We start from the raw sequence: 16,555 nt of genomic DNA, 5'->3' as shown, positions 1-16,555 counted from the left end.
AGAGATTGATAGCCAGGCTAGGAGTTTAGACTGCGCGCTTCCTATACTTAAAGCAACTGTCTAAGAAGTCCAGCCGTAGGAGGGTGTGAAGCATGGATCGCCGACGGGCGCCGCGCCCCGTGTCTCAGCTCACCGCTGCCGCCGCCGAGTTGAGCGCGAAGCAGCGGGAAGTGTTTCACGCGCTGCAGGAGTTTCCCGACGGGGCGCAGGTCGCCGAGCTCTCGCGCAAGCTGGGCATGCACATCAATACCGTGCGCGGTCACCTCGACGAGCTCATCGAGCACGGGCTGGTCGCGCGCCGGCGGGCGCATTCCGTGGGCAGGGGTCGGCCCTCGCACATCTTCACCGCGCGCGTGCCGCGCGGCACCGAGGTCGTGGGCGAGTACGTCGAGCTTGTCGACATGCTCACGGGGATCATCGCCGAGGGGGACCTGGATCGCGCCCGGGAGATCGGGCAGCAGTGGGCGGCGAAAGCCGGGCGCGACGGGGACCCGCCCGAAGACATCGAGGAGGCCACGGAGGAACTCGTGCGGACGCTGCGCTCGATGGGTTTCGACCCGCGCCCGCGCGAGGACGCGGTAACCGAGACGACCCGCGAGGTGGGCTTACGCGCCTGCCCGTTCATCGGCCCGGACGGGAAGCTACCGGACCGGACTGTGTGCGCGCTGCACTCAGGCTACGTCGACGGCAAGGCGGGCACACTCAAAGTCGAGCTCATACCCTTTGACCGCCTCCACGAGTGCGGGGCGCGCATCACCGAACCGAGCTAGTTGACCAGCCAGTCGTTCGGGCTGAACAGCTCAAAGTAGACGTTGGCGGGCGCCTTGTCGGCGAGATCTTCGCGGATGGCCTGCAGGAAGTTCGCCCCGCCGCAGAGGTAGACGTCGGCACCGGCGACATCTGCCTCGGCGAGGTCGATGCGCTCGCCTTGGTCGCGGAAGGCGGCACGTACTTCGGCGTTGGGAAGCGTGTCCGCGAGCGCGCGGGTTTCCTCGCGCTGCGCCCAGGAGTCCGCGGACTCGTCGGCGTGCAGGTAGGTCACCTTGCGCTCCGAGTTGGTGCGGGCGAGGTGGCCCAAGATGCCCACCATCGGGGTGGAACCGATACCGCTGGAGACCAGCACGACCGGGTTGTCGCCGTCCTGGAGGACAAGGTCGCCGGCGGCGAGGGTGGCGTCGACGGTGTCGCCGACCTCGACGTGCTCGCGGAGGAATGTGGAGACCTCGCCATCATTCTCCACGGCGATGCGGTAGGAGTGCGCGTCGCCTTCGATGATGGAGTACTGGCGGAGTTGGCGGGCACCGTCGTCAAGCACCACGCCCACGGAGGTGTATTGGCCGGGCCGCGGGGCGGTGAAGTCGCCGGTGAGGGTGTAGGTAAACACCGTGTCGGTGAGCTGCTCCTTGGCGGTGACGGTCGCGCGGCGGAAGACGTCGCCGTCGGCCACGCCGTCGGACTCATAGAGCTTGGCCTCGTGCTTAATGAGCACGTCGGCCATGAGCCAGTAGACGGCGTCCCAGGCCTCGGCGACCTCGGGGGTGACTGCGTCGCCGAGGACTTCGGCGATCGCGGCCATGAGGTTGTCGTGCACGATCTGGTACTGGTCCTTGCGGATGCCCAGCGAGACGTGCTTGTGGGCGATGCGGTCGAGCATCATGACCGGGTCCGGCGCTGACGGGTCCACCAGCTGGGTGGCGAAGGTGGCGACCGAGGCGGCCAGGGCTTTCTGCTGCGCGCCCTGCTTCTGGTTGCCGCGGTTGAACGTGTCTGCGATGAGCTCCGGGTGGGCGGCGAACATCTTGGAGTAGAAGGTTTTGGTGATTGTCTCGATGTTCTCGCCCACCGGAGGCAGCGTCGCCTTGATGATTTCGGCGTGCTTGTCGCTGAGGTAGTTGAGTTTCGGGTTGGGCTTTTCTGCGAGGTACATCGGCATCCTTCCTGAGTTGCGTACGGAATAATGCCGATTATAACCGTGGTTATTAATCCTCGAGGTTTTTGGTCAGGCGCGCCTCGTCGTCGCGGCGCTTGCGGCGCTGGAAGCGCGGGGCGAAGATTGCGGCTGCGGCACCGCCGATGATCGCGCCGACGACCATGCCGATCGTGCCGCTGGGCTCGCCGTTGAAGTCGTTGAAGGCGATGCCCGCCATGGCGATCGCGAGGAAGATCCAGATGGGCAGGGTGGACAGCGTGAAAATCTTGGGCGGGCGGGGCCGCGGGGCGTAGTTCTGCATCCACAGCGCGCCGGCGGTCTGCGCGAGCGTGCCGGGCAGTAGGGCGAGCAGCGAGTAGATGGCCGTGCCGCCCGGTAGGACCCAGGCGAGGATCGCCATGATGAACGTGGTGGTGTACATCAGCGTCTCCGAGGTCACGGTGCTGGATTGGTGGAGGATCTGCTGCTGGTATTCGTCGTCGGTGCCCTGGTTGGCCAGGGCGATCTTCTTGTCGCCGTACTTCTTCAACATGGGATTATCCTTCCTGCTCGTCGCCGAAGAGTGCTTCGACGGTCTTGCCGAGCGTGCGTGCGATGTCGAGTGCGAGGTGGACAGAGGGGGAGTAGTTACCTTTTTCGATGTTGGCGATGGTCTGGCGGGACACTCCCACCTGTGCGGCGAGCTCGGCCTGGGAGAGTTCCTGCCACCGCCGCCACTTGCGGACCATGTTTTCGTGTGCGTCGGGCATCAGCGCTCCTTTCGGGTCTCCGTAAGCGCTTATGACATAGTGTAAAGGAAACTAGACAAAAGGGAAAGAGTGGGCGTCGTCAAGCTCAAAGCTCTAGACTGGCGCGCATGCCAACGCCTGTACCCGAATACCTTGACCACCTGCTTGAACACGTCCGCGACGACGACAGCGGCGAGCTCGCCGACTACATCGACGAGCTGGCCGCCGCCGACCCCGAGAAGCTCGGCGTGGCGCTGTGCACGACCTCGGGAAACCTCTACTCAGCGGGCGACGACGACTGCGAGTTCACCATCCAGTCCATCTCCAAACCGTTTGTCTACGCGCTCGCGCTGGAGGAGCTGGGCGCGGCGGAGGTGCACAAGTACGTGGGTGTGGAGCCCTCGGGCGAGGCTTTCAACGCGATCTCGCTGGAAGAGGACACGCACCGGCCCGCCAACCCGATGATCAACGCGGGCGCGATCGCGGTGAACCAACTGATCAACGGCGCCGAGTCCTCGGTTCAGGAGCGGGTGGAAAAGATCCGGGCCTTCTTTTCCAAGCTCGCCGGCCGCGAGCTGCGCATTGATGCATCGCTGGTCGAATCCGAGCTGGCGAACGCGCACCGCAACCTCGCGATCGCGCACCTTTTGCGCGAGTTCGGCATGGTGCAGGATCAGGCGCACGACGCGATCGACTCCTATACGCAGCAGTGCGCCGTGCTGGTGACGGTGCGCGACCTGGCCGCCATGGCGGCCACCCTGGCCAACGGCGGGGTGCAGCCGATTAGCGGCGAGCGGGTGTGCTCGGCGGCTGCGGCGCGGATTACGCAGGCGGTCATGACCTCGGCCGGCATGTACGACGGCTCGGGGCAGTGGATGGTCAACGTGGGCATCCCCGCGAAGTCGGGCGTGGCCGGCGGGCTGATCGGCACGATGCCCGGCCAGCTTGGCCTCGCCTCGCTGAGCCCGCGGCTGAACGAGCAGGGCAACTCGGTGCGCGGGGTGCGAATCTTCCGCGAGATGTCCGCCTCGCTGGGCCTGAACCTCATGGGCGCGGATTACTACACCGCGCCGGGGATTCGATCGGTGGAGCGTCGAGAAGACTGCACCGTGGTAGTGCTGCAGGGCATGATCAACTTCACCGCCGCGGAGAAAATCCTGCACGACCTGTCGGGCGAGCGCATCGTCGGCGGCACGCTCGTGCTGGATGTGTCGAACGTGACCAGCTTCAACAAGGCCGGCCGCCTCTTGATCAAGGAGGGGCTGCGCCAGCTTCGCGACGAGGGCTACGAGGTGAGCATCTACGACCCGGATTCCGCGATGCCGGACTACGAGTTTTCCGACGGCACCAGGGTCCGCGCCATCAAGGACTTCTCCACCACCTTCACCGTGCCCGCCTCGCGCACCGCGGTGTTCAAGGCGATCACCACGCCGAAGGATTGGTGGGACGACCACATCGAGGGCACGGCCGCCAAGGCCGGCGGCGAGTTCCACTTCGACACGGACGACCAGTACGCCGAGTTCCGCGTGGAAGAGGCTGAAGAGGGCGACCGCCTGGTCTGGCACACCGAGTCCACGGGCAAGGAAAAGGAGGACCGCGACTGGGACGACACCTCGCTCATCTTTGAGCTCAGCGACAGCGAGGAGGAAAAGGGCGAAACGCAGGTCACCTTCACCCACCGCGGCATGCACCCGCACGAGGAGGGCTACAAGGAGGCCGTCGAGGCGTGGCGCGAGCGCATCCAGGACCGCCTCGAGCCGCTGATCCGCCGGCGCGAGGAGCGTTAGAGGGTGGCGTTGAGGGCGGTGAGCGTGGCGTCGATAAGCGCTTGGCGACGCGACGCGGGGCAGCCCTCATCGACCCAGTCCAGCGCGATGGCGTCGATGAAGCCGAGCGTGCCGGAGACGGCGATGCGGGCGCGCTCGTCGCTGCGGCCGAGCATGTCGCACACGGCGCGGACGGCGGCGTCGCGGTGCTCGATACGCAGGTGGATCGCCTCGAGCGGTTCCTCGCCGCTGCGGCGGCCCGCAGCCCACACGAAGGGGCGCGCGGCGATGTGGTCGAGGTAGGCGCGCACCGCCTCGGCGGGCTCGGTGAAGGGCGCGAAGTCGAACGCCGTGTCCTGCACAAAGGCCGCATACAGGCCCGGCTTGGAGCCGAAGTAGTGGAAGATGAGGGCCTCCGACACGCCACAGCGCTGGGCGATAAGCTGGGCAGAGACATCGCTATACGGCAGGGAAGCGAAGGTCGTGGAAGCGGCGTCGAGGATCTCGGCGCGGCGTTCCTCGACACTCAGGCGGCGCGTCATGAACTCGAGCCTACATCCCCGTGGAAGGAGCCTACCTCAATGAAACCGCAACTCGCCGACGTGATTTGGTGGCACGTCTACCCCCTGGGCGCCACCGGCGCCCCGATCCGCGACCGGGCAGGCGACGACTCCGGGCACCGCCTGGGGCAGCTGGAGGCCTGGCTGGACTACCTCATCGAGCTCGGCTGCAACGGGCTGCTGCTCGGCCCCATCTTCGAGTCGGTCGCCCACGGCTACGACACGCTCGACCACTACCGCATCGACGCCCGGCTTGGCGACGACGCCGACTTCGACAGTCTCATTGCCGCCTGCCACTCCCGCGGCATCCAGGTCATGCTCGACGGCGTGTTCAACCACGTGGCCCGCACCCACCCCTGGGTCGCCGAGGGCCTGGCCGGCGACACCGACTGGGAGGGCCACGGCGAGCTGGCCACCCTGCACCACGAGGACCCGCGCGTCGTCGACGCCGTGGTGGACATCATGTGCCACTGGCTGCGCCGCGGCATCCAGGGTTGGCGCCTGGACGTGGCCTACTCGGTGCCGCCGGAGTTCTGGCGCGCCGTGCTTGCGCGCGTGCGTGAGGGGTTCCCCGATGTGCTCATCCTCGGCGAGGTCATCCACGGCGACTACGCCGCGATCACCGAGGCGGGCACCCTGGACGCGGTCACCCAGTACGAGCTGTGGAAGGCGCTGTGGTCGTCGATCGCGGACACGAACTTCTGGGAGCTCGACCACGCGATTGGGCGCCACGCGGAGATCGCCGCGCGCACCCTGCCCAACACCTTCATTGGCAACCACGACGTGGACCGCATCGCCTCGAAGGTGGGGCAAAACGGCGAGATTATCGCGCTCGCGCTGCTGATGAGCCTGCCCGGCATGCCGAGCATCTACTACGGCGACGAGCAGGGCTTCGAGGCCATGCGCGGCGAGGGCTTCGCCGCCGACGATCCCGTCCGGCCCCCGCTGCCCGCCACGCCCGCGGAGCTCTCCGAGCTGGGCGGCTGGGTGCTCGCCGAGCACAAGAAGCTCATCGGCGTGCGCCGCCGCAACCAGTGGCTCACCCACGCCGAAGTCGAGGTCTTAGACAAGCAAAACGCCACGATCTCCCTGCGGAGTCGTGGCGAAGACGGCGAGGAAATCCAGACCGACGCGTGGCTCGAGCCCACCTATGGGGTGCGCATCCGCGCCGGCGAAGAAGTCCTCTACGAGTGGCAGGCCTAAAGCGGCAGTGAGGAGCCCTGCCCGTACTGGGCAAGCAGCTGCTGCGCAATGACCGCCAGGTCCGGCAGGCGCACTGTGGCCACGTTGGCCACCGGGGCGTCGAAGGTCGGCACGCCCTGCGGCGCGAGCACGATCAGCGGGCGAGCCTGCTGGGCGGGCTTTGGTGCAGGCTGCGCGGGCTTCGGTGCGGGTTTCTGAGCTGGCTTCTGTGCCGGCTGGGCAGGCTGGGTATTGCCCTGGTTGCCGCCGGTGGTGCCCTTGAGCCCGCAGCGGTTGGCCGCGTTTTCCACGCGCGCGAGCGCGTCGAGGATCTGCGGGCCGCGGCTGTCAAAGCGAGCGATGGTGCGCGCCTGGCGCACCTTGGCGTTGTAGTCGGCGTCGTTGGTCCAGTACTTCTCGGCCTGCTCGCAGGAGATTTCGCCTGCGGGCAGCTTCGCCAGCGCGTCGTCGATAGCGTCGGCCTGGGCGGGTTGGGCGGAAATGAGGGTGCCCGCGACGGCGGCGGACAGAGCGAAAGCGCGAATCTTCATGCGGCCCAGTATGTCACGGATGTGACGGATGTGAAAGGGGTGCGAAAGGGGTTAGGCCTTGACCATCCGCCGCACCACGCTCCGGTACGCCTGCACCGTCAGCTCCACGTCCTCGACGTCCACGTACTCGTCGTGGCTGTGCAAAAGGTCGAGCACCGTGCCCAGGGTGCGTTCGCGTTTGTGCAGCGCGAAACCGTAACCCACCCCGCCCTTGCGGCGCGCAAACCGCAGGTCCGAGCCGCCGGCGGCCAGGGTGGGCACCACGGCGGCGTCGGGGAAGAACTCGCCGAAGGTATCGACGATCGCCTCGTAGAGCGGCCCCGAGGTCGGCGAGACCGAGGCGTCCTCGGTGATCAGGTGGGTGATCTCTACCTCATCCGCCATGTCGCCAAGCGCGTCGCGCAGCAGCTCGTCGATCTCCTCCTGCGTCTGGCCAGGCAGCGGGCGGATGTCCAGCTCCAGCGAGGCCTGAGAGGGCAGCACGTTGATCGCGCCGCCTGCGCGCAGCACCGTCGGCGCCACGGTGAGGTGGCTCATCGCGTGCGAGTAGCGCTCGAGCTCGCCGAAGGCCTCGTAGCCCTCGCCGGCGAGCAGGGCCGCTTCAGTTTCCGCATCAAACTTCCACGCCCGCACGTAGCCGGGCCACGGCTCGTCGGCGGTCACCGGGGGTGTAAGCGCCGCGATGCGCTCGGCCACCTTGCCAATCTTGGCGATCGTCAGCTCGCGCCCGTGCGGGGTTGAGCCGTGGCCGGCGTCCCCGTGCACCGTCAGGCGGCGCTGCGCGGCACCCTTCTCGCCGACGACCACGACCAGCGCGTCCGAGCCGTCCTTCACCGGCAGGTGCGAGCCGCCCTCCTCCGACAGGCAGTTCTTCCAAGAAAAGGCGTCCGGGTGGTGCTCGGCCAGCCAGCCCACCCCGAGACCGCCGCGGGCCTCCTCGTCCGCGCAGCCGACGAACGTTAAGGTGCCGGCCGGCTGCGTGCCGCTTAGGGCGACGTCGCGCACCACTGCGGCCATGGCGGCGGTGATGTAGAGCATGTCGGTTGCGCCGCGGCCGTACACGCGGCCGTCGATAAGCTGGGCCCCGAAGGGGTCCTTGGTCCACTTGGCCGCATCGACCGGCACCACATCGGTGTGTCCGAGCAGCGTCAACGGCTCGGCGTTCGGGTCCGAGCCCTCCAGCGTGAAGGCGATGGAGGTGCGCCCCGGGTGGGACTCGAAACGCTCGACGCGCACGTTCGGCGCGTCCGCGAAGAAGCGCTCAAGTGCGTCCGCCGCCTTGTGCTCCTGCCCGGAATCGGGGGTGAGATCGTTGACACAAGAAAGCTGAATTAATTCTTGTAGCAGCGTAAGTGTCGTCTCTGTAAGCGATGCTGGGGTAGTCAATTTACGCCCGCTTTCTTAAGTTTGACTCATGGGGTAATTTACAGGTGTTGAAACGAAAAGGGCGGCCACGCAACGTATGTGCGCGGCCGGTGTCAAGGATAACGTGCGCGCATTGGCGCACTCCTTGGGCAGAGCGGAGGTAGAGAAGCAACAATGGCTCGCAGGGAGGGCAGTACGGACCCCCGCGCAGTACGAACGCGGAAAGCCTTTCTCACTGCCACGAGGGACCTCCAGCTGGAGCACAAGACCGAAGACATCACGGTCTCTGCAATTGTGAAACGCGCCGGCATGAGCCGGCAGGTCTTCTACGAGCATTACGACGGCCGCGACGCGGTGGTTGGCGCCGTCATCGAGCGCATTTTCCGCCCAGTCATCGAGGAATACATCGAGGAGTACACGCACGGCGACGGCCCGCGTACCGCCATCGCGGTACTGGTCAGCGGCATGTACGAGGAGCGCGACCTGTTGCTCAACGTGGTCGGCGGACCCGCCCTGCCCGCCGTGCTGGCGGTCTTTACCACCCCGGAGCAGCCGATGCTGCGCAGCGCGGTCGATTCCCTGCAGGAGCGCATGGGCGAGATCGACCCGCAGCGCCTGGAGGACCTGGGCGACCTTTTGCGCGCCGGGGCGTTCCGCCTCCTGGTCAAGTGCGTACGCGAATCTGACAGCGCCGAGGAAGCGGCAGCGCGCGCCTCCGCCGTACTCGACGTGCTGCGCGAGGCCCTCTAGCACCATGGCACGGAGGGAAAGCAGCGTCGACCCGCGCGCGGTCCGCACCCGCGAGGCGCTCGTAGGTGCCACCATCGAGCTTTTGGCGACGAAACGGGTCGACCAGCTCTCGGTCTCCGCCATTGTGAAGGCGGCCCGAGTCAGCCGTCAGGTGTTCTACGAGCACTTCCAAGACCGCGACGGTGTGGTGCTCGCGGCCGGGGAGGCCGTGCTCGTGCCCGCCTACAGCGAGTTCGCCGCCAACTTTGTGGGCGATACGAGCTACCCGGAGCAGGTGCGTCGCCTTTCCAGTGCGCTTGAGCCGCACCGCCAGATGGTGTGCCACCTCATCGACTCCCCGGTCCACGCGAGGTTGAACCAGACGCTGTCCAACCTGCTGTTCTCGCCGATCCGCGACGGCCTCAAGGAGCTGCTCGAGGCACAGGGCAAGCACGTCTCCGGCCAGCTGCTGGATGACACGGCCATGTTCATGATCTCGGGCACCCAATACCTGTTCATCAGCGCCTACCGCGACCGGCTCGGGGCAGAAGTGACGGCGGAGCGCATCGAGCAGGTGCGCCGCCTCCTCGCCGGAATTTAAACCGTGCCGAGCGCGGCGGCGAGCTGGTCGAGGGCGTCGGTGGTGTCGGAAAACGACCCGATCTCGCTCGTCGCGGCCACGGCGACGCCGTAGCGCTTGTCGCCGAACGTGGCGTAGCCGAACTGGCGCGACTCCCACGTCCCATCCGGGGTATCGCTCCAGCCTCCTTTGAAGGGAATGCCCAAAGTACCCAGGCCCCAGGCCTGCGACTCATCGACGTGGCTCATCAGATCGAGCACGAAGGCGGTGGTGTCGTCCGGTTCGGCATCAGCAAGTTCCGCCAGGTAGTGGCCGTAGCGCGCCTGGGATTCGACGGACCACTCGCTCATCCCCCACGTCGGGGAGAGCTCTGCCTGCGTGTCCGCCTTGGCAATTTCTTCGCCGACGAGCTTCTCGGCCCCGCCGGCGGCCTCCAGGCACCACCAGAGCTGATCGGTGGAGGCGTTATCCGAGATCTCAATCATGGTGGTCACCAGCGCCTCGCGCGTCGCCTCGTCGACCTCGCAGTGCTCGAGGGCGGCAAACGCCACCGGCACTTTGACGGTGGACCAGGTGTGCAGCATGCTGGTGTCTCCGGCGCGGATGGCGGAGAAGTCGTCGTCGATAAGCACGATGCCCAGCGCGGTGTCGGTGTCGCGCGAGATGGTTTCCACCTGCTCTGCGAGCCATGCCGGGTCCACGCCCAGCTGCTCATCCATCTCGGTCAGCGGGGCGGGGTGTTCCTCGGGCACCTGCTGGCACGCGGAAAGCGCGCCCACCGTGCCCACCGTGCCCACCGTGCACAGCAGCGCGGCGATTGTCCGCTTCACAGCTTCCGGAACTCCTTGCGCAGGTCGAAGCCGGTGTGGCCGTGGATCGACTTGATCGTGCGGTAGTTGCCGGGCTGCGAAATCGTGGTGGTGGTGCCGTGCGCGAGCATGTGCTCCGAACGGCTGAGCTCGCGAATCGCCACCAAGCGCACCCGATCGGGGTGCTCCTGCACCAGGTCCGAATAGAGCATGGGATCGTGCTGGCCGTCGTCGCCCACCAGCGTCCAGCGGATGTTGGGGAAGTCGACGATGAGGTTGCGCAGCGCGACCCGCTTGTGCTCCTGGCCGCTGCGGAAGAGCCCGGTCGGGGTCGGCCCCCAGTCCGTGAGCAGCAGGGGACCGGGCGGGAGCTTCTCGCGGGCGATGAAGTCCGTGAGCGTGTCGTAGGTGTTCCACGCGCCGGTGGAGACGTAGAAGGTCGGCTCGCCTGCTTCGAGCATCTCCGCGTAGAGCTCGCGCATGCCGCGCACCGGTTGGCGCGTATTCGTCTTTTTCACCCAGGAGTTCCAGGCGGCGAGCATGGCGCGCGGCAGCATCGTCACCATGATCGTGTCGTCGACGTCGGAAATCAGCCCGTGCGTGACGTCATCGGCGATGATCTGCACCCGCGCCTCGCTCGGCTCGGCGCTCAACGGGGTGCGCACGGTGGCGGTGTGCCAGCCCGGCTCCAGCCCGTGGTCGAGGAGCAGTACTTCGAGATAGCCGTTGCGGTCCGTCTGCGCGGTGACGCGCTGGCGGCCCAGCTCAACGGTCACGGCGATGTTGGGGACCTGGGTGGTGAAGAACTGGCGGTAGCCGCGCTCCACCTCGGTTTTCGGCTCGCGCTCCGGGTCGGCCATCAACACCCGCCCGAGCACGCGGGCGCGCTCCGAGTTGCCGTAGCCGGTAAAGCCTGTGACCTGCGGTACCCACCCGCGGCGCGATTTCGCCTTCACGTCCACACTGTTGATGCGGTGCTCCGCCCAGCGGACCACGTCTGAAAATCCCATAAGCCAGTAGTCTAGGCGCTATGAATATTGTCGGAAGTGCACACGTGGCCGTCGATACGCTCATCGAGCTCTACACAGCGTCGTGCGAGCGTGCGCGCGACGCGATGACCAGCGGCGACTACGCGCGCTACAAGGATGTGTGCTACCCCAAGCTCTCAGTAAAGATTGACAGCTGGGCGCCGGTGGATCGCTCCGAGCCCTTTGGCTACGTGGATGAGGCCGGCGTGTACAGCGCGGAGCTGTCGCGCCCGGATCTCATGGCCCCGTACCTGCGCTCCCAGCTCGAGGCGCTCACCAGCAATTACGAGTGCGAGATCAGCGTCGGGTACTCGGATACCCGCATCCCGCCGGAGTACATTCGGGGCATCGGTGCCCGCCCCGCGAACGCCCCTGACGTGCCGCGGCCGACCCTCGACGAGGTGCACGACGCGATTATCGACGGCCACTGGGACGCCTTCCACGGCACCGAAAAGCCACTGTTCCACTTCGGCCCCCAGCGCTTCGATTTGGCGCTCGCCCGGCTCGAGCACTACACGGGTATCCAGGTCGAGACGCTGCAGAAGTTCATCCTGTTTACCAATTACGACATGCACGTCACCGAGTTTGTGAAATTTGGCGAGGCGGAGCTTGCCCGCAAAGGTTCGCGCTACACGCGTCTGGTCGTGCCCGAGGGCAACGCGAAGCACCAGATGCCGCGCTACGACCTGGTCACCGATGGCGGCGACGGTATCACCATGATCAACATCGGCGTCGGCCCCTCAAACGCGAAGACGATCACCGACTCGCTGGCGGTGCTGCGCCCGGAGGCCTGGATCATGATCGGCCACTGCGCGGGCATGGACGCACGCATGCGCATCGGCGACCTCATCCTGGGCAACGCGTACGAGCGCAAAGACACGGTGCTCGACGAGCACATCCGCCCCGACTCTCCCATCCCCGCGGTGCCGGAGATCCAGCGCACCCTGGAAAAGGCGGTCTCCAAGATCTACGGCGAGGACACCGCGCTGATGCGCACCGGCACCGTGCTGTCCACCGGCGACCGGAACTGGGAGTGGAAGACGCCGCGCGACCTGTGGGAGTGGCTGCGCGGCTCCACGGCGGCCGCAGTCGACATGGAGTCCTGCACCATCGCCGCCAACGGGTACCGCTACCGGGTCCCATACGGCGCGCTGCTCGCAGTCTCCGACCTGCCGTTGCACGCGGTGCCGAAGCTGCCGGCGGCCGCCCAGGCCTTCTACTCCAACTCGAAGGAGGCGCACGTGATGTGCGCAGTGCGCGCGATGGAGAAGCTGGCGAAGAACCCGCAGCGGCTGCGCACCCGCAAGCTGCGCCGCACGATTGGAGAGCTGCCATTCCGGTAGATTCCTTCAACGACCCGGCTGTACGGATGGCGCACGCGAGTGCGGTGCGCTCCATCGAGCGGGTCGTGCACGAAACCACCGCGCCCACGGACCCGGAGCTTGCGCGCGAGCGGGTCGTGGCGCAGCTGCGCGCCGGCCGCGTCCTGGTGATTACGGGCGCAGGCGTGTCCACCGACTCCGGCATCCCCGATTACCGTTCGGAGGGCGGCCGCCTCACCAAGGGCCGGCCGATGACGTACCAGGAGTTCGCCCACTCGCCGGTACAGGTGCGCCGCTATTGGGCGCGCGCGTTCGTCGGCATGCAGTTCATGCGCGCCGCCGCCCCGAACCGCACGCACTTCGCGCTGGTTGAGCTGGAGCGCGCCGGGCTGCTCACCGGCATTGTTACCCAAAACGTCGACGGGCTGCACCTTGCCGCCGGCTCGCGCAAGGTCATCGCGCTGCACGGGGACATGGAGGAGGTCGTCTGCCTCGACTGCGGAGCGCACCATGCCCGCTCGCTTATCGACGCCCTGCTCACCCAAGCCAACCCCGACTACTTCAACTCCGTCGAGGTCACTGGCAGCATGATCAACCCGGACGGCGACGTGGAACTGCGCGCTACAGACGTCGAGCGCTTCCGCATGATCGACTGCCCGGCATGCGGCGGCCAGCGGCTGAAACCCTCGGTGGTCTACTTCGGGGAAAACGTGCCGCGGGGGCGTCGTGAAGCGGCGCACCAATGGCTCGACGAGTCGAATTCGGTGCTGGCGCTGGGCACCTCGCTGGCGGTGATGAGCGGCTACCGTTTCGTCATCGACGCCCGCAAGCAGGGCAAACCCGTCTCGGTGGTCAACGGCGGGCCGGGCCGCGGCGACCCGAAGGCGACGACGCTGTGGCGCACCGGGGTCGCCGAAGCGATGGACGCGATCCTCGACGGGCTGGAGCTTTAGGCAGTTTTGGCCGAAAAGCTGACGCTCTCTGCGTTGTCCCAGACCTGCTTGTCCAGGATCTTCTCGCGCGTGGCCACCACGGCTGCGACGACGGCCTGGCCGGTGACGTTGACCGCGGTACGGCCCATGTCGATGATCGGCTCGACGGCGAGCAGCAGGCCCACGCCGGAAAGTGGGAGCCCCAGCGTAGACAGCGTGAGCGTGAGCATGACGGTCGCGCCGGTGGTGCCGGCGGTGGCTGCGGAGCCCAGCACGGACACAATCACGATGAGCAGGTAGTCGGTCGCGCCCAGGTCGATGCCGTAGAACTGCGCGACGAACAGAGCGGCGATGGCGGGGTAGATGGAGGCGCAGCCGTCCATCTTGGTGGTCGCACCCAGCGGCATCGCAAAGGAGGCGTACTCGGAGGGCACGCCCATGGACTGCTCGACGGTGCGCTGGTTGACCGGCATCACGCCCATGGAGGAGCGGGTGACAAAGCCGAGCATGGTCACCGGCCAGACGCGGCGCGCGAACTCGACAACGCTGATCTTGTTTGCCGCGAGTACGAGCGGGTAGAGCACGAAGATGACCAGGGCAAGCCCGATGTAGATGGCCAGGACGAACTGGCCCAGGTTGCTTAAGGCCTCCCAGCCGTAGGTGGCGACGGCGTTGCCGATGAGCGCCGCGGTGCCGATCGGGGCGAGGCGGATGACCCACCACAAAACGACCTGGACGACGGAGAGCAGGGACTCGGAAAACTGGATAAACGGCTCGGCAGACTTGCCCGCCTTCACCGCGGCGATGCCGATGAGCAGGGAGACGACGAGGATCTGCAGGACGTTGAAGCTTACGGACTCGCCGTTTGTACCCAGGCCGAGGAAGTTGGAGGGCACGACGGAGTCCAGAAAGCCCATCCAGGAGCCGGTGGTAGACGGCTCTGCGGCCTCGGCGGCGTCGACGGTGGAGTTCGCGCCGGGCTTGAGGATTGCGCCGACGGCGATGCCGATAATCACCGAGAAGAAGGCGGTGATGGCGAACCAGATCAGCGTCTGGGCGGCAAGCCGGGCTGCGTTGGTCACCTCGCGGAGCTTGGCGATGGAGGTGACGACCGCGGTGAATACCAGCGGCGGGATCAGCAGCTTGAGTAGCTGTACGTAGGTGCCGCCGACCCAGTCGAGGAGTCCGGCGAGCCAGTCGTTGGCGACAAATCCGAGGATCAGGCCGATGATGAGGCCGTAGATAACTTGGGCACCGAAGCCGGTGGCCCACTTGGGTAGAGACATGCGCGCTCCCGTTGGAAAAGTGAACAGATCAGTTTTTACTTGCCAGACACTAGCAGGTTGCAATGAAATTACTAATCTGAAAACTGTAGACCGAGTAGTATGGAAACATCTTCTGACTCATCTCAAGGAGCACACCATGGCAGGCATTTACTCTTTCGAAGGCAAAACCCCGCAGATCCACCCGAGCGCGTACATCGCCCCCGGGGCCACCATTATCGGCGACGTCACGATTGGGCAGGACGCCAACATCTGGCCCGGGGCGGTGCTGCGTGGCGACGTCGGCAGCATCGTGATCGGCGCGCGCTCCAACGTGCAGGACGGCGCCGTCATTCACGTGGAGTACGGCCATACCACGGTGCTTGAAGAGGACGTCACGGTCGGCCACCTGGCGCTGGTACACGGCTGCCACGTCGAGTCGGCGTGCCTGATCGGCATGAGCGCGACCGTGCTCTCGGGCGCGCGCGTGGGCGAGGGCAGCATCGTCGGCGGCGGTGGCGTCGTCTTGGAGGGCCAGGTCGTCCCGCCCTTCTCCGTGGCCGCGGGCGTGCCGGCGAAGGTGCGCAAGACCTTGGAGCCGGACACGCGCGAGCAGCGGGTGGAGCACGCGGCCGGCTACGTCGAGCTAGCCCGCCGCCACCGCGAGGGGCTCGCGCAGCACGAGGTCTAGGGCGACGGCGCGGGCGATATCACGCACCACCTCCTGGTGCGAGGGAATCATCCGCAGCGCCGGCGGTTCGGCGGCCTCCTCGCGTACGGTGCGGGCGAAGGGGGCGGTGGACAGCGGGTCGTCGATAAATGCGCTGCCGGCGACGACCACGGTGTCGGGCGAGTATTCGCTGCTCAGCTCGGCGACGAGGCTGCCCAGGCCGCGGGCGCGTTCGTCGAGCGCGGCGCGGGTTCCGGCGGTGCCGTCCTTGACGGCGTCGACAAGCGTGCAGACGTTGGGGGCGCCGATGCTGTCGAGCAGGCCGCGGGTGGTCAGCTCGCGGCGCTGCACGCGGATGGGGTGCACCCCGTCGGCAGTGGAGACCGCGCAGCCGATCGAGTCGTCGGCGAACAGCGCCATGATCGAGGAGGGGGTCAGGTCGCGGCTCGACTGCATCTCGGAGCCAATGATCGCCGCGCTAATCGACGACACCTCGACCGGCACAGCAAACTGCTCTCGCATCTGCCCGGCCAAGTCCACGCCGTCCCAGCCGAGGTTGAGCGCGATGACGGTGCCGTCCTCCGAGACCGTGCCCGAGGTGGTCACGCCGACGGTCGCGAGCGGGCGGTTGAGCCCAGCGGTGAGCCGGTTGAGCCCCGCCATGAGGTGTTGCACCACGTCGTCCTGGCTCAGGTGCGCGACCGGCAGCTCGAGGTCGGTGCAGCGCAGGGTGCGCCCCCGGATGTCGAAGACGGCGATGTAGGCAAAATCTGTGCCGACGGCGATGCCGGCGTGGATGGCTTCGCGCTCGTTGAGCTCGATCGGGATCGTGGGCCGGCCGCGGCCGTTGGCGCGGGCGAGGTCGGTGCGCTCGTTGACGAAGCCGGCCTGGGTGAGTGCGGCAATGGCGCGGGTCACAGTCGGTTGGGAAAGCCCGGTGGCCTCGACGAGCTCGCTGCGAGAGGTGAGCTCTTGGAGGCGGATGAGGTGGAGACACTTCGCCGCAGGGGTGCTCGGATGGGTAAACGGCGCAGTTGTGGAACTCATGTGAATATATTTACTCACTGACAGACCGCTTTGTCCAGTCGGGGGGTTGAGTATGCCGCAAAAGAACCACCTCACCACCTCAAACGCCGATCTA

18 protein-coding genes and 1 pseudogene are annotated in these 16,555 nt (G+C 66.8%); 9 read left to right on the top strand and 10 right to left on the bottom strand.

The features are described 5' to 3' along the window. Nucleotides 1-92: 92 nt before the first annotated feature. Nucleotides 93-770: a metalloregulator ArsR/SmtB family transcription factor gene (locus M3G14_RS02250; protein WP_259924380.1), complete on the top strand. Its 678-nt coding sequence runs from the start codon at nucleotides 93-95 to the stop codon at nucleotides 768-770. Here the strand turns inward: M3G14_RS02250 and M3G14_RS02245 are convergent. Genes M3G14_RS02245 through M3G14_RS02235 form a run of 3 tightly spaced genes read right to left on the bottom strand, consistent with a single transcriptional unit; the run spans nucleotide 767 to nucleotide 2,679 of the window. Beyond that, on the bottom strand, nucleotides 767-1,927 hold the full coding sequence (locus tag M3G14_RS02245; RefSeq protein WP_259924379.1) for a globin domain-containing protein: 1,161 nt from the start codon (nucleotides 1,925-1,927) through the stop codon (nucleotides 767-769). The genes M3G14_RS02250 and M3G14_RS02245 overlap by 4 nt on opposite strands. A 52-nt stretch (nucleotides 1,928-1,979) precedes the next feature. Then, complete coding sequence (locus tag M3G14_RS02240) at nucleotides 1,980-2,462, bottom strand: hypothetical protein (RefSeq protein WP_259924378.1); 483 nt, start codon at nucleotides 2,460-2,462, stop codon at nucleotides 1,980-1,982. A gap of 4 nt (nucleotides 2,463-2,466) precedes the next feature. Next, nucleotides 2,467-2,679: a helix-turn-helix transcriptional regulator gene (locus M3G14_RS02235; protein ID WP_259924377.1), complete on the bottom strand. Its 213-nt coding sequence runs from the start codon at nucleotides 2,677-2,679 to the stop codon at nucleotides 2,467-2,469. A gap of 107 nt (nucleotides 2,680-2,786) precedes the next feature. Here M3G14_RS02235 and M3G14_RS02230 point away from each other — a divergent pair. Together M3G14_RS02230 and M3G14_RS02225 are read left to right on the top strand one after the other, a co-directional pair. Next, nucleotides 2,787-4,028: pseudogene (locus M3G14_RS02230) on the top strand (glutaminase); the annotation flags it as partial. Nucleotides 4,029-4,046: 18 nt separating this feature from the next. Beyond that, a complete protein-coding gene (locus M3G14_RS02225; RefSeq protein ID WP_259924672.1) occupies nucleotides 4,047-4,445 on the top strand; it encodes an SRPBCC domain-containing protein in 399 nt (132 codons plus the stop codon). On the opposite strand, the gene M3G14_RS02220 is transcribed toward M3G14_RS02225, so the two are convergent. Further along, the gene (locus M3G14_RS02220; protein WP_259924376.1) at nucleotides 4,442-4,966 is read right to left on the bottom strand and encodes a TetR/AcrR family transcriptional regulator; all 525 of its coding nucleotides are present in this window, start codon (nucleotides 4,964-4,966) and stop codon (nucleotides 4,442-4,444) included. The genes M3G14_RS02225 and M3G14_RS02220 overlap by 4 nt on opposite strands. Nucleotides 4,967-5,005: 39 nt before the next feature. On the opposite strand from M3G14_RS02220, the gene M3G14_RS02215 reads away from it, so the two are divergent. Next, the gene (locus M3G14_RS02215) at nucleotides 5,006-6,187 is read left to right on the top strand and encodes an alpha-amylase family protein (RefSeq protein WP_259924375.1); all 1,182 of its coding nucleotides are present in this window, start codon (nucleotides 5,006-5,008) and stop codon (nucleotides 6,185-6,187) included. Here the strand turns inward: M3G14_RS02215 and M3G14_RS02210 are convergent. Together M3G14_RS02210 and M3G14_RS02205 are read right to left on the bottom strand one after the other, a co-directional pair. Next, nucleotides 6,184-6,717, bottom strand: a complete 534-nt coding sequence (locus M3G14_RS02210; protein ID WP_259924374.1) for a hypothetical protein — start codon at nucleotides 6,715-6,717, stop codon at nucleotides 6,184-6,186. The genes M3G14_RS02215 and M3G14_RS02210 overlap by 4 nt on opposite strands. A 51-nt stretch (nucleotides 6,718-6,768) precedes the next feature. Then, a complete protein-coding gene (locus tag M3G14_RS02205) occupies nucleotides 6,769-8,103 on the bottom strand; it encodes a M20/M25/M40 family metallo-hydrolase (RefSeq protein WP_259924373.1) in 1,335 nt (444 codons plus the stop codon). Between the two features lie 153 nt (nucleotides 8,104-8,256). On the opposite strand from M3G14_RS02205, the gene M3G14_RS02200 reads away from it, so the two are divergent. Next, nucleotides 8,257-8,832: a TetR/AcrR family transcriptional regulator gene (locus tag M3G14_RS02200; protein WP_259924372.1), complete on the top strand. Its 576-nt coding sequence runs from the start codon at nucleotides 8,257-8,259 to the stop codon at nucleotides 8,830-8,832. A gap of 4 nt (nucleotides 8,833-8,836) precedes the next feature. Next, a complete protein-coding gene (locus M3G14_RS02195) occupies nucleotides 8,837-9,412 on the top strand; it encodes a TetR/AcrR family transcriptional regulator (protein WP_259924371.1) in 576 nt (191 codons plus the stop codon). Here the strand turns inward: M3G14_RS02195 and M3G14_RS02190 are convergent. Then, entirely contained in the window at nucleotides 9,409-10,221 is an 813-nt protein-coding gene (locus tag M3G14_RS02190; protein ID WP_259924370.1) for a hypothetical protein, read from the bottom strand. The two genes, M3G14_RS02195 and M3G14_RS02190, sit on opposite strands and share 4 nt — an antisense overlap. Then, on the bottom strand, nucleotides 10,218-11,210 hold the full coding sequence (locus tag M3G14_RS02185) for an App1 family protein (RefSeq protein ID WP_259924369.1): 993 nt from the start codon (nucleotides 11,208-11,210) through the stop codon (nucleotides 10,218-10,220). Before M3G14_RS02185 ends, M3G14_RS02190 begins: the two co-directional genes overlap by 4 nt. Before the next feature lie 20 nt (nucleotides 11,211-11,230). On the opposite strand from M3G14_RS02185, the gene amn reads away from it, so the two are divergent. Beyond that, on the top strand, nucleotides 11,231-12,571 hold the full coding sequence (gene amn / locus M3G14_RS02180; RefSeq protein WP_259924368.1) for an AMP nucleosidase: 1,341 nt from the start codon (nucleotides 11,231-11,233) through the stop codon (nucleotides 12,569-12,571). A 26-nt stretch (nucleotides 12,572-12,597) separates the two neighbouring features. Further along, a complete protein-coding gene (locus tag M3G14_RS02175) occupies nucleotides 12,598-13,503 on the top strand; it encodes a Sir2 family NAD-dependent protein deacetylase (protein ID WP_259924367.1) in 906 nt (301 codons plus the stop codon). Here M3G14_RS02175 and M3G14_RS02170 read toward each other — a convergent pair. Continuing rightward, entirely contained in the window at nucleotides 13,500-14,768 is a 1,269-nt protein-coding gene (locus M3G14_RS02170) for a dicarboxylate/amino acid:cation symporter (RefSeq protein WP_259924366.1), read from the bottom strand. The genes M3G14_RS02175 and M3G14_RS02170 overlap by 4 nt on opposite strands. Nucleotides 14,769-14,904: 136 nt before the next feature. Between M3G14_RS02170 and M3G14_RS02165 the strand changes: the two genes are divergently transcribed. Continuing rightward, nucleotides 14,905-15,435 carry a gamma carbonic anhydrase family protein gene (locus tag M3G14_RS02165; protein WP_259924365.1) on the top strand — a complete coding sequence of 177 codons (531 nt, stop codon included), beginning with the start codon at nucleotides 14,905-14,907 and terminating at the stop codon, nucleotides 15,433-15,435. Here M3G14_RS02165 and M3G14_RS02160 read toward each other — a convergent pair. Then, the gene (locus tag M3G14_RS02160) at nucleotides 15,391-16,461 is read right to left on the bottom strand and encodes an ROK family transcriptional regulator (protein ID WP_259924364.1); all 1,071 of its coding nucleotides are present in this window, start codon (nucleotides 16,459-16,461) and stop codon (nucleotides 15,391-15,393) included. The genes M3G14_RS02165 and M3G14_RS02160 overlap by 45 nt on opposite strands. Nucleotides 16,462-16,555 lie beyond the last annotated feature (94 nt).

The organism is Corynebacterium sp. p3-SID1056 (assembly GCF_025152525.1).
GTDB lineage: Bacteria > Actinomycetota > Actinomycetes > Mycobacteriales > Mycobacteriaceae > Corynebacterium.
Note: the sequence above shows the minus strand (reverse complement) of the source record. Positions and strands in the feature narration are given on the sequence as shown.